This is a genomic window from Photobacterium nomapromontoriensis, assembly GCF_050336815.1.
GTDB lineage: Bacteria > Pseudomonadota > Gammaproteobacteria > Enterobacterales > Vibrionaceae > Photobacterium > Photobacterium nomapromontoriensis.
In genome coordinates this window covers 64,041-76,837 of the sequence record NZ_JAKJSL010000043.1, presented here as the reverse complement: position 1 = coordinate 76,837, position 12,797 = coordinate 64,041, and the positions used below count along the sequence as shown (strand labels likewise).

At 49.8% G+C, this 12,797-nt stretch carries 13 protein-coding genes; 4 read left to right on the top strand and 9 right to left on the bottom strand.

Annotated elements, in window-relative coordinates; all coding sequences use genetic code 11:
- Nucleotides 1-265: 265 nt before the first annotated feature.
- Complete coding sequence (locus L4D12_RS18485; RefSeq protein ID WP_428449308.1) at nt 266-1,393, bottom strand: GGDEF domain-containing protein; 1,128 nt, start codon at nt 1,391-1,393, stop codon at nt 266-268.
- A 181-nt stretch (nt 1,394-1,574) separates the two neighbouring features.
- Here L4D12_RS18485 and L4D12_RS18480 point away from each other — a divergent pair, with 181 nt between their 5' ends.
- From L4D12_RS18480 to L4D12_RS18465, 4 genes are all read left to right on the top strand, one after another.
- Nucleotides 1,575-2,204, top strand: a complete 630-nt coding sequence (locus tag L4D12_RS18480) for a response regulator transcription factor (RefSeq protein ID WP_428449307.1) — start codon at nt 1,575-1,577, stop codon at nt 2,202-2,204.
- Between the two features lie 237 nt (nt 2,205-2,441).
- Nucleotides 2,442-3,074 (top strand): MarC family protein, encoded by a 633-nt coding sequence (locus L4D12_RS18475; protein ID WP_428449306.1) that lies wholly within the window; start codon nt 2,442-2,444, stop codon nt 3,072-3,074.
- A gap of 189 nt (nt 3,075-3,263) precedes the next feature.
- Complete coding sequence (locus L4D12_RS18470) at nt 3,264-3,530, top strand: DUF4212 domain-containing protein (RefSeq protein ID WP_428449305.1); 267 nt, start codon at nt 3,264-3,266, stop codon at nt 3,528-3,530.
- Nucleotides 3,531-3,540: 10 nt separating this feature from the next.
- Nucleotides 3,541-5,244, top strand: a complete 1,704-nt coding sequence (locus tag L4D12_RS18465; protein ID WP_428449304.1) for a sodium:solute symporter family protein — start codon at nt 3,541-3,543, stop codon at nt 5,242-5,244.
- Nucleotides 5,245-5,335: 91 nt separating this feature from the next.
- Here the strand turns inward: L4D12_RS18465 and L4D12_RS18460 are convergent, their stop codons facing one another.
- From L4D12_RS18460 to L4D12_RS18425, 8 genes are all read right to left on the bottom strand, one after another.
- Entirely contained in the window at nt 5,336-6,061 is a 726-nt protein-coding gene (locus L4D12_RS18460) for a hypothetical protein (RefSeq protein WP_428449303.1), read from the bottom strand.
- On the bottom strand, nt 6,054-7,100 hold the full coding sequence (parM, locus tag L4D12_RS18455) for a plasmid segregation protein ParM domain-containing protein (protein ID WP_428449302.1): 1,047 nt from the start codon (nt 7,098-7,100) through the stop codon (nt 6,054-6,056). The genes L4D12_RS18460 and parM overlap by 8 nt, the downstream gene beginning before the upstream one ends.
- Nucleotides 7,101-7,231: 131 nt before the next feature.
- Nucleotides 7,232-8,425: a flagellin lysine-N-methylase gene (gene fliB, locus L4D12_RS18450; RefSeq protein WP_428449301.1), complete on the bottom strand. Its 1,194-nt coding sequence runs from the start codon at nt 8,423-8,425 to the stop codon at nt 7,232-7,234.
- 4 nt (nt 8,426-8,429) lie between these two features.
- Nucleotides 8,430-9,425, bottom strand: a complete 996-nt coding sequence (locus L4D12_RS18445; RefSeq protein WP_428449300.1) for a flagellar motor protein MotB — start codon at nt 9,423-9,425, stop codon at nt 8,430-8,432.
- Nucleotides 9,426-9,427: 2 nt separating this feature from the next.
- Nucleotides 9,428-10,276 (bottom strand): flagellar motor stator protein MotA, encoded by an 849-nt coding sequence (gene motA, locus L4D12_RS18440; protein WP_428449299.1) that lies wholly within the window; start codon nt 10,274-10,276, stop codon nt 9,428-9,430.
- Nucleotides 10,277-10,287: 11 nt separating this feature from the next.
- Entirely contained in the window at nt 10,288-11,043 is a 756-nt protein-coding gene (locus L4D12_RS18435; protein ID WP_428449298.1) for a FliA/WhiG family RNA polymerase sigma factor, read from the bottom strand.
- A gap of 9 nt (nt 11,044-11,052) precedes the next feature.
- Nucleotides 11,053-11,541 (bottom strand): flagellar basal body-associated FliL family protein, encoded by a 489-nt coding sequence (locus tag L4D12_RS18430; RefSeq protein ID WP_428449297.1) that lies wholly within the window; start codon nt 11,539-11,541, stop codon nt 11,053-11,055.
- A gap of 40 nt (nt 11,542-11,581) precedes the next feature.
- The gene (locus L4D12_RS18425; protein ID WP_428449296.1) at nt 11,582-12,787 is read right to left on the bottom strand and encodes a flagellar hook-length control protein FliK; all 1,206 of its coding nucleotides are present in this window, start codon (nt 12,785-12,787) and stop codon (nt 11,582-11,584) included.
- Nucleotides 12,788-12,797 lie beyond the last annotated feature (10 nt).

Sequence of the window (12,797 nt, the reverse complement as noted above, 5' to 3'; positions counted from 1 at the left end):
TATGGGGCTTTGCGCTATTTTGCACGCTTACCCACCTAGACTGCCGAATCAGGTTCACTTTCGTTGTGTACTGTTAACTTCCTATCGCTTCCTTCAGACCCTGCCGTTGGCCAGCAACGCCCTTGCGATTCGGATTATCTTCCCCTCAGTCGGGGTGATTCAGGTTTCTTGCAACCTGACGGGTTTGCCAGCTTCGCTGGGCAAACAAAAAAAAGCGCCTGAATATTCAGGCGCTTTTTCTCACACAATACGTTGCCCAGCAGCACTACTCGGGCTGCCAGACCACAACGTTATCACTTTCGATTTCACGCAGCTGTTCTAGCTGGTTCCGTAACGCCGTCTGCAGTTGAGTTGCCGATACATCGGGTTGCCATTCCATCACCAGACCTTTCACTTCCACTGGCGTCTTAAGGCGTTCATTCATCGTATAGTCACAACTCTGGTGTACTAATCCCTGCAAGCGATCCACAACCACCATCGCCCCTTCAAGATCCGTGTCAGGCAATAACACCACAAACTCATCACTACTTAAGCGGGCAAGAAAATCACGAGGGCGAAAAATGCCTCGTCGTAAACTTCGGCCTATCCGCTTAAGCACCGATTTGGCCTCCTGCTGGCCATAAGTCATGCTATACAGGCGCAACGGATCAATGCTCAACGCCACCAGCGTCAATTGCTTGTTTTCCCGACGAGCCGACAAAACCTCGCGCTCAATCACAATATCGAAATGCTTGCGGTTTTGCAGTCCGGTCAGGTGATCAATCAAGGCCACATTCGCCAATTCCAGCCGCAAGCGCTGCTCTTCATAGCCGTGCCATACCGATGAATGGAACCAGAAATAGAGGTACTCCCGCACCATAATGACAATCATCAGCCGCACCAATATGGTAAACAGGATCAGCGCTTCTGGCGTACCGGCCACAATCATATCTGACACCATCCACGTTGCGAGTACTGGTAATACGGCCAAATACGTCGCACTGCGGTAGCTGAAAAAAGCAATCACCGCGATAATAATGAATAAGTCGCTATACAGCGCAACTGTGTCCAAATACGCGCCATAAAGCGGTAATGTGAATAATCCCGCCCAACCACAACCATACACACCAGCCAGTACTGACGAAATAATCTGCCAACGCTTCAAAGCCGGCAACGCATGCTGTAAAGCGGCCAATGCCCCTAGCACCGCCAATACCGATACGGCAATCCATTGAATGGTTACCTCTGCCGCGAGGGGCACGGATGTACGTACCGCAAATACCTCAATAGCGACCAAGGTAAAGAGGACAAAAAACGTAAACGAGGCTAATTTCCAACCTTGCCGCTGACGGAAATACTGCTGAAACTCAAAATAGCTTTTCCCGTCCATATCTGAGACTAACTGGGGTGTCATAAGCGACAATTCTCAATCGATTGAAATTCTTTAAGTAACAACGACCGATTATCAGAAAACTTAAATACTGAGCCCACATCTCTGATCTGCGGGATGATCCAGCGCAGATCTTGAGTGTTAACAAATTGATCTACAGAATCGCCAATGATAACGTAATGAAAATTCATAAGAACATACTGCCATGGACGCTCAGTACACGATTGTCATTGCCGATGACCACCCGCTTTTTCGCAACGCCCTGTTTCAATCAGTCCACATGGCGATCAGCGGCGCCAACTTACTTGAAGCCGATTCGCTCACCAGCCTGCTGGCCTTACTCGGTAAAGAAACCGATGTTGATCTGCTGCTGCTGGATCTCAAGATGCCCGGAGCCAATGGCATGTCCGGATTGATCCAACTCCGTAGCCAGTACCCCGATCTGCCTATCGTGGTGATTTCCGCCAGTGAAGAAATCAGCGTCGTACGTCAGGTTCGCCGTCATGGTGCCTTTGGCTTTATTCCCAAATCCAGTGATATGCGCGCCCTGATCAGTTCACTTAATCAAGTACTTGATGGCGATCCTGTCTTTCCTGAAGGACTTGGAGAGGGGAATGATGAACTCGGTGAGCTCACCGAACGCATTGCCGCCCTAACCCCCCAGCAATACAAAGTGCTGGGAATGCTGTCAGACGGCCTGCTCAACAAACAAATTGCCTATGACCTCCATGTTTCTGAAGCCACTATCAAAGCCCATATGACGGCGATATTCCGCAAGCTCGGGGTAAAAAATCGTACCCAGGCGGTGATCCTATTACAACAGATGGATTTGTAACGTATACCCAAACGATCTCAATATACTCGTTGCAGCGAGAATATCAGGGCTTCTAATCAAGGCGTAGATCTGTAGACATAGTGGTTCTACGTTAAAAAATTTCAAACCACTTAACGGACAATCTATCGCATTCAGCCCCTTCGTGACTCTTATTCTGTTACTATTCTTAGCTAGAAATAGATACAAAAACGTCAAATCAAACACTATTCCTTTATACCCAAACTATTTGGAGGCTATTTGCTTAGTGCCTTAGTTACTCAGTTTGTTCTTATTTGGGCGGTAGTTGACCCGATCGGCTCCGTGCCTGTCTACCTCGCTCAGACCAGCCATTTAACCGTCCAACAGCGCCGCTTAGTAGCATTAAAAGCCGTCGGCATTGCCACCGGTGTGTTACTGTTTTTTGTTATCGTAGGTCAAATCTTATTAGAAGCAATGCAGATCCCCTTACCTGCATTCCAAGCGGCAGGAGGATTGGTGCTACTGTTGTTCGCACTAACCATGATTTTCGGTGAGAGCAAAGTTGAGCAAGAGTGCAAACTCAGCCAAGACGAGATTCAACACTCCGAGCTCAGTAATTTAGCCGTTTACCCATTAGCGATCCCCTCTATCGCTTCACCAGGAGCAATGATGGCGGTCGTCATGCTCACCGATAACAACCGTTATGCGATGAGCGATCAAGCCATAACCACTCTCGTCATGCTGAGTGTGTTACTTATTACGCTCTTGTTGTTACTCGGGGCGAATAAGATCCAAAAATACATCGGTAATGTCGGCGCGGCCATCATCAGCCGCGTCATGGGATTAATCTTGGCTGCAGTTGCCGTCAATAACCTACTGATGGGGATCAAAGATTTTTACACCATGGGTTAGACCTTAGCCTAACGCAACACTTCATTAACAACCTCATTCCCTGCCACCGTTCACAAAATCGCCGTTAATACGGCGATTTTTCACCTTTCCGCTCGACTAAAGTTGCACTGTTTCCTAATTCAATCGTTGCTATTGTCGTTACGTAACATTTTATTAACGTGATTTATGACGACGTGAAAGGAGATAACAATGGCGTTTGAATCCAAGGAGCAGGCTCAAGCCTACTGGAAAGAAAACCTCGCAACGATGGGCTCGCTATTGGCGATCTGGTTCCTGGTCTCTTTTGGTGCCGGCATCCTGTTTGTCGACTCCCTCAATACCATCCAATTTGCAGGCTTTAAGCTGGGGTTCTGGTTCTCCCAACAGGGTTCAATCTATACCTTTGTTGCCCTGATTTTTGTCTACGTTGTGCGCATGAACGCGCTCGACCGTAAGTTCAACGTACAAGAAGACTAAGAGGTTATTCATGGAAATCCAAACCTGGACATTTATCTTGGTGGGCATTACTTTTGCCCTCTATATCGGTATTGCCATCTGGGCCAGAGCAGGCTCAACCAGTGAATTCTATGTCGCGGGCGGAGGTGTCCACCCGGTTGCTAACGGTATGGCCACCGCAGCAGACTGGATGTCAGCTGCATCGTTCATTTCAATGGCGGGTATCATTTCGTTTGTCGGCTACGACGGTGGGGTTTACCTCATGGGCTGGACGGGCGGTTACGTCCTACTGGCGCTCTGCCTCGCCCCTTACCTGCGCAAGTTTGGCCAATTTACCGTGCCGGACTTTATCGGTGAGCGTTACTATTCTAAAACTGCACGTATGGTTGCTGTCTTTTGTGCCATCTTCGTTTCCTTTACCTATGTTGCAGGCCAGATGCGTGGGGTGGGCGTGGTCTTCGCCCGCTTCCTTGAAGTCGATATCAACATGGGTATCATCATTGGCATGGGTATCGTGTTCTTCTACGCGGTGCTGGGTGGCATGAAAGGGATCACCTACACCCAGGTTGCACAGTTCTGCGTCTTGATTTTTGCCTTTCTTGTTCCGGCGATCTTTACCTCGATCATGATCACCGGCAATCCGATCCCACAACTAGGATTAGGATCGACGATCAGCGGATCAGAAACCTATGTACTGGATAAGCTCGATGGGCTCACTACCGAACTGGGCTTCACCGCCTATACCGACGGATCAAAAAGCATGGTGGATGTGTTCTTCATCTGTGCGGCATTAATGGTCGGTACCGCTGGTCTACCACACGTTATCATCCGTTTTTTCACTGTACCTAGAGTGAAAGATGCCCGTATTTCAGCCGGTTGGGCACTGCTATTCATCTCACTACTTTATACCACCGCGCCTTCTGTGGCAGCCTTTGCCCGCGTCAACATGATCGAAACCATCAATGGTCCAGACATGAAAGGGGTGACTGCTGAGCAAGCACCAAGCTGGGTCACTAACTGGGAAAAAACAGGCCTCGTAAAATGGGAAGATAAAAATAACGATGGCAAGATGTTCTATTCTGGCGATACGCGCAATGAGATGGACATCAACCGTGACATCATCGTACTGGCAAGCCCAGAGCTGGCCAGCCTGCCTAACTGGGTGGTCGCCCTACTGGCAGCGGGTGGCTTAGCCGCCGCGCTGTCAACAGCGGCGGGTCTGCTACTGGTTATCTCCACCTCGATTTCACATGACCTGTTGAAAAAAGGCTTCAAGCCAAATATGACGGATAAGCAAGAGTTGCTCGCTGCCCGTATTGGTGCTGCGGTGGCCATTGTGGGTGCGGGGTATCTGGGGATCAACCCACCCGGCTTTGTGGCGCAGGTCGTGGCATTCTCGTTCGGCTTAGCCGCAGCCTCGTTCTTCCCGGCAATTATCTTAGGGATTTTCTATAAGCAGATGAACAAAGAAGGCGCTATCGCCGGGATGATAACAGGGATTGCGTTCACTGCATCTTATATCATCTACTTCAAGTTCATTAACCCAGCAGCCAGCACCCCTGAAAACTGGTGGTTTGGGATCAGCCCTGAAGGCATTGGTACGCTCGGGATGTGTCTCAACTTTGTAGTATCCATTGTCGTGAACAAGTTCACTGCAGAGGTACCGACAGAGGTACAAGAGATGGTGGAATCCATCCGTTATCCGAAAGGCGCAGGTGAAGCCCACGGCCACTAAGCTCACCGCTCACGCGCGACAATGAAAAAACGGAGCCAACAGGCTCCGTTTTGCTATTCGAGTATCACTCGTACACGGTGTAAAGACGGGGTTAAAACAACCCTTTCTTCTTCACTTTACGTATACTGGCAATTTGCTCACTCAGGTTTGGACCGGCCTCTTGCTCGGCAACAGAATCCGCCGACGAGGTAGCCGTCACCCCACTGTGCTGCAGGGCCCTGATCATTTGACTCTGGGCTGAAATCAATGCTTTCAACTCAGCAATTTCAGCGGCCTGACTGTGCGCCTTCATTTCACTGGCGAGTTGTGTGACCAACTCCGCTTTTAGCGCAGTTTTAAAGTCCGCCAGCTCGGTCTGAACACTCTCTGCAACGGAACCATTATCATCCGCAGGTTTGGCCACCGCATGATGCAGGCTATCGAGCTGCGTTGAGAGCGATTGCTGAAAACGGGCTAACTCATCACTCAAGCCAGTAGGGCTCTCGGTCGTGGCTATTGCTGCTTGCTCCGGCAACACTAACCCGCACATTTTAAGCTTCTGAGCCAGCGTCTCCATGTGCACATTCTGCTCAGACAATACTCCTGACAGCTGACTGGTCAGTGCCGGACTAAGCAAGTGCAGAAACAGCCCAGAGAGGTAAATGTCTTTGTGCCGATGCAGGTTATGATGTAACTCTTTACCCGCACTGGGGGTTTCGACCAACAACCTGCGTTCTTCGACCCAGCGCTGCATAATACTGACCGCATAGCGGTCAGCTTCAGAGTTCACCGGATCAAGAAACAGCGAACAATTAACCCGCTTAAGCTGATTAGTCATCAGCGACCTCTATATGGGCCTCTGGTTTGACATCAACATCGATATCATCAGCATGGTACATGCAAAGCTCACGCGCGAGTGCCGACTGTGCCTCATGGATCAGTACGACTCGCTCACCCAATGTGGCATACGCCTCAGCAATAGCAGGGTAAATCAATGGCGCACCACCACCAACAAGGTAAACGCGGTTCGGGTTTTTGGCGAATTTCTTCGCTTCATAAGCAACGGCGCTGCCTAGTTCGGCGATTTTGTTTTCGATTTTAGTCAGGATGGTATCGATTTGTGATTCGTCGTTTACCACTTCTTTGACAAAATCCATGTTATGACGGTGTTTGATCAGCTCGTTCGCCACCAAGTAGCTCGCATCACTGTCAGCCGCTGCCAGCGCTTTGCGCGCCGCATCTGTCACCATCGATACACCGATTTCTTTATTACCGTACACCGCCGACACATCATCAAACTCACCAACCACGATGCCCATATCCAAGGTGGTACCACCACAGTCAACCACCAGTGAACGAGTAAACTCATTGCAGCTTGAATTCATCAGGGTCGACAATACCGCAGGTACGCTTTCTGGCATCACCTGCACATCCACAATCTGGAATAGATCGCCTTTGTTCAGCTCAATCGCTCGCATGAGGTTCTGGCGCTTCTTCTCGATATTGGCTTCGTCGCGCTGACAGTCTTCCGGATCATAAAATTCAGTGATCGGCAGTGTCACGACCAAGGTTACCGGGCACGGTGTCAGGCCGGTCTGTAACAGAGCATGATGGACAGCTAGCAGGTTCAGATCGTCATACTGGTAATCAACGTGTGTGGTTTCCAGTGCTTTATCAGACGTCGCATCATAAGTGTATTTGGTCGTACCAATGGTGTAGTTGTACACCTGCTTATCACGGCGTAATGCTGCACTTTTCCAGTCTTTACGGAAAGAGTTTGGTGAAACAATGGTCTTCAGCTGATTATGCTCAATCCAGCTTACTTTTACATTGGTAGAACCATCATCCACCGCAATTGTTAACGTTGATACCGTCATAATACACACTCGTAAAAAATAAGGTTAAAGCTGTGTGATGTCATCGTCACACATAAAACAAGACCAGCCGCCTCGCCATTTGATAGAAAAGGCATCGGCAGCTGGTTAAATTCGATTCACGCTGTCAGTGATTACTTATTCGCCACTTTAAGTAGCAATAAAGGCAGCATCGTTTCATCCACCTGCAGGTGTTGTTCAACGATACCTTTGATCCCTTTTGCTATTTTTACACCATGGCTGCGTGCTCGGTGGTAGCTCTGTACCACATGGATAACATCATTATCCTCAAGCTGGCGCTTGGAGGCAATCGCGGATAACGCCCCGCGCAGCAAAAAGAAGTCAATCACCTGTTCAGAAAACACCTCATACAATCCTTTGGTTGGGAAGTCATGCTTGTACATGCCATACAAGAAGTAATTCAACCAAACGTGAGGGTTTGCCGCGACATAATCTTGATAGTGGCCATTAAAGCCTTGAAGCAAAATTATTTTTTGTTGGGCGACATCCGCTCCAGCCTGGCCGAGAGTATCGACCAGCTGAGCATGAATTTGATGAATACGATTCAGTACAAGGCCATGCTTTTCCGTGATCCCAAGAGCCAAGTGGACATTGTATAGCTTTGTCAAAAATAGCGCGTGCATCTCCACCATACTGCCCGTACGTTCGTACATCGCCAGAAACTCACCATTAACAATACGCTCGATGCAAAAATCCAACGTCTCTTGGAAACTGGCCTGCTCGTCCTTTTTGGCATCGAGCATCTTGAGGCTCATGCCTAGCATGAACAGCTTTGCTTCCAACGTAACGCCTTCCATCAGTAAGACATCGACATACAGCTGGCGCACGGCGTCATAGTAATAAGGATAACGGTAGGCCGCAGGCTTAAAGTTCGGCTCAAAATTCACTTTTTCACTGAACATCATCGCAGAGGGATTAAGCAGTACCTGACGGGCCGCTTCTGGACAAGAGAGGGTTAAGCTGCGCTCTACGCGCTCACCACGGACAGCATTCGTCCGCGGATAAGTTTTGCAGGTAGTTGATAAACGGCTGTGGCCATGCGCTTTATGCACATCGCACAAGCCCTGACTATCACGGAACGGACAGACCCCTTGCGCATCCAGTTTGATCTGCGCATACACTGAGGTTTTCGGCGTCTTGATGATCATTGCTCGCGCCTTGTCCTTAAACTCGCTCTTTTCGGTCATAAAGCGATACGTCGGCTTATCGATAAGAATATTCCAACCGTGACAGCAGTGATCTTCACACTTATCAGCAATACAAGAAAACTTTTCTACAAACTGGGGAATGATTTCAATCTGTCTCATCTTTTTACTTCACCATGACGTCTAATCGAGATACGGGCTTGTTGGATTCAGCAAACTTTTTGGCTTGCTCGACCGCCGTCCCCGGCTGTGACCCTTTACCAAACAACATCGCCAATTGCTTATCCGCTTCAGGGGTCAGAATCATCACTTCAATGCGGCGATTCTCGCCACTACGCGGATTGGCTTCATCAATCAGCATCCGATCAGCCATCGCCACAACTTGTAATACATTCTGTTGCGGTAATCCCGAATCAACCAAAAACTGCCGCGCCGCCAGAGCTCGATCCCCGGAGAGATTCCAGTTACTGTAGGTCGACGACTTAAAATGGGTATTATCGGTATGACCGCTGATCACCAAGCGGTTTTTAATTTGCCCCAGCATCGGTGCCAGCTCAAACAGCATATCTTCAAAAAACGGGGTGATAATGGCACTGCCTCGACCAAACATCGCTTGCTTGTCACTATCTTGGATCAGAATACGTAACCCTTGCGGGACCAGTTCCAACACCAAGTTACTACTGGCTGACAAGGATTCAGCCATTTCCGATACTTCCTTCGCCAGCATTTCTAACTGGACGGCATTCAGATGCTGCCCTTTCAATATCGAGTTCAACTCTCGGCCCCGCCCCGCGTTGGCAGCCTCTGCGCCTTCCGGCAGACGCTGATGCAGCGACGGCCCTAATGCATCAGGGCCATTGAGTTTCGACTGCACGGGATTTTCAAACGGTGACGCCTCGCCGCCGAAATCAATCGGAAACGGGCTGTTACGCATATCGAACAAGTTATCCATATTGTCAAATACACTGCTATTTTGTAGTTGATACTGGATCTCTTCCCGTTCTTCCTGAGAGGCTATTTCCATGATCCACAACACCATGAAAAACGCCATCATGGCTATCGCGAAATCGGCAAACGCCACTTTCCAGGCACCACCATGATGCTCGTCATGATGACCACGCCGTTTCTTCTTAATAATAATAATTGGTTGTTCGTGTGCCATGATTAACCCTTGGCAACCCAGCGTTCCATTTCAGCGAACGATGGTTTGTACTCGGTATGTAATACCCGACGCCCGGCGTCCAGTGCCAGCAAGGTTGGTTTACCCTGCACCTGAGCGACCAAAATCGCAGCCGTCATATTCAGCGCCATCATCTCTTTTTTCACCTGACCGGCCATACCCGCGGACAATGGATCAAACACACCATAAGCCATCAAGATGCCAAAAAAAGTACCGACCAATGCCGCTGCTACCTTGACCCCGATCAAGGTCAATGGGCCACCGATATTCTGCATCGTCACCACGATACCCAGTACAGCCGCCACAATACCGAAACCCGGCATCGCTTCACCGATCTTCGACAGTGCTTTCGTCGGGCGCAACAAATCTTCTTCGAGAGTCTCTAGTTCCACCTCTAATGCCGCTTCTAAATCATGATGGCTAATTTTTCCCATCGCCATCATCCGCAGATTATCGGTGATAAAGCTCAGCAATACCGTGGATTTAGCCACTTCAGGGTAACGATTAAAGATCTCGCTCGAACCTGGATTCTCGATGTGATCATCGAGTTTTTTAATACCGTCTTTGCGGATCACTTCCAGAAGCTCAAACATCACTTCCAGCACCGATTTGTAATAATCTGTGCTGTAGCCTTTACCCATTAGCATTTTGATTCGGGTCAGAATGTTTTTCAGTACATAAGTTGGATAGGAAATCACGAGAGATCCCATGCCCGCCCCCAAAATAATGGTGAATTCTGCTGGCTGCCACAAGGCTGCCATTTTGCCAGTTGCCATCAGATAGCCACTGGTCACACTGCCAAAGACAATGAAAAAACCAAGTATTGTTTGCATGTCGTGCTCCGTTACACCGATTCCCGCCAATCGGCCAACAATGAATTAAGCGTTTTAAGTGCCTTACTGTGAAGCTGACTAATACGGGCTTCTGTCACTTCAAAGGCTAAAGCAATCTCTTTCAAGTTCATTTCATGTTCGTAGTAAAAGCTCAGGATCAGTTGGTCACGTTCACCGAGCTTCGCCAACGCCTGGGTTAATGCCCTTTTCAGAGCCCCCCGTTCATGGTTCTTACATTGAAAACTCAAACCAAAAAACTGCTCGCCACCTTCTTGCAGCGCCTCAAGACTGCCCAGTTGTTCAGCTTCGTTATCCATCCGCCGTTGCTGAACATCTAATAAGGAAATATCCAGATCCTGGGCGATCTCCTGCTCTGTCGGCATCCGACCCAACTGACGGCTCAAACGACGCTCACAATCGCGCATCTCATGGCCACGCTGGCGTGTGCGCCGTGAACGCCAATCCATTCGACGCAATTCATCGAGCACCGCACCGCGGATCCGCTGCACCGCCAAACGCTCGATGGCCTCACCATCCAACTCCGGATAGCGACGGATCACTTCCAGCAGAGCAACCAAGCCGATCTGCTCCATGTCCTCCATCGACATCAGCGTGTTCACCTGCGCGGTCATATGACGACAAACGCGCCGCACCACACCGGTATAACGACGCAACAAGGTTTCTTCCCTTGCCCGATCAACCACCTGCTGACTCTGCTGGTAAGCCATCAGTCCTTCATGGTTATGAGTGTGAAACGCACCCTCCACAGGACCCCCTTACTGGATGACCATTTTGGTGATCAATACTTTGTCGATCCCGTTAGTGCCAGCCATCTCATTCATCACTGCACGGATATCGTCACGTAGCTCAACTTCCAGCGATGACATCGCATCTTTCGCCGTCAGTTCGTCATAGTTTTTCTGGCTCACCGCCGATACCACGGCATTTTGCACCAGCGGCTTAAACTCTTCGATCATCTCAATTTGGGCGCTGTCATAGCTCATCAAGGTGATTTCCAGCATCAGGTAATGCAATCGCTGATCACCTGGCACACTCACCACAAACTTATTCAAGGGTAAAAAAACCGGTTTCTTTACCAATGCCGTTGCGGGCACCGCTGCCGTTTTAGCAACCGCGACGACCTTGGCCGCCTGTTGCTGTTGCCAGAACCACCAGCCTCCGCTACCAAGCACGGCGATCACAGCAACGATAATGGCAACAATCACCACGGTATTCTTTTTCTTAGGTTGCACTTCTTCTGTCATGTTCTTTTCTCTGGCCTGTTTAAATCAGGCCACGTTACTGTTACACCATCGATTCAAAACGCGAGCTAAGGGCATACGCCGGAATGGTCATACCCGAAGATGCCACCTCATTCGCGGCAATATGTATTTCATCCTGCTGAGCCTGTTCTTGCGACTGACTCTGCTGCTGCATACCGCTCGATACCGAGACATCCACCAGATCCAACGCACTACCATCAAAATCCATACGTAACCGATCCGCATTAGCCGCCAGCGCTTCACGCAGCTGTGGGTGGGCAGCAGCAAAATGGACCGATGCCTTATCGCCATCGACGCGAATGCTCACTTCCAATTTACCCAACTCCGGCGGATCCAGTCGAATATAGGCTTTTTGCAGAGCTTCTTGCTTGGTGAAGCTCATCCGAGAGCGCAATTGATCAACCAATTCTTTGCCCCACTCTGGTGAGCTGATATCGACACTGGCTTGTAAGTGCTGAGTGGCAACATCGTGCAGGGTTGAGGTATTGCTCGTGGCACTCGTCGCAGCTTGCTGCATGGCGGCTGTCGACATCATTTGCTGAGTCAACACATGCAGACCTTGCAGGTTTTGCTGCGTCATTCCCTGTGTACTGAACAGCTGCTGCAATGACTCCGTCAATGCCGCTGACTGACTGGCTTGCGTGTTCATGTTCTGTGAATTAAGCACGATAGGCTTCAGTTCATGGCTGGGTTCTGTCGGTTTGCTCTCCACCATGCCATGCATCACATTGGCTGCAGTTGCAGGAGCGGACATTCCCGTTCGGGCGGAAATGGGCATACCGCCGGTCACGCCAGAGCGCCCGCCAAATGGCAGGTCAGAACCACCTTGCAATTGTGTCAGCATGGCGGTCAATTGCTGTGGCAGTTCACCGTTTTGCCCCTGCTGTAAACCCAGCATCTGCATCAATTGTCCCAATGCTTGGGCCGGATCAGGTTGCGTTTGCAGCCATTGCGCCAATTGCTCTAACTGTGGCTGTGACAAGGGTTCCGTCTGCCCAGCCAGTTCATCTACAATGGCATCAAGCTCTTTATTTTCAGGTTGCGTTGTACCGGCTTGGGACGCTGCGGCATCCTGACGCTGATACACCTGCTCAAAAGAATCGGTTACCGTGGCGTCAGCCTGCGCTTGCGAGCCTGCTGACTGGCCGGTCTTGACCGTCGATGAAGATGCTGCCGGAGCTGACGATGGCGTGGTCGATGCAGCCGCCGATGAGCCGGAAACTTGCATAGTGTCTATC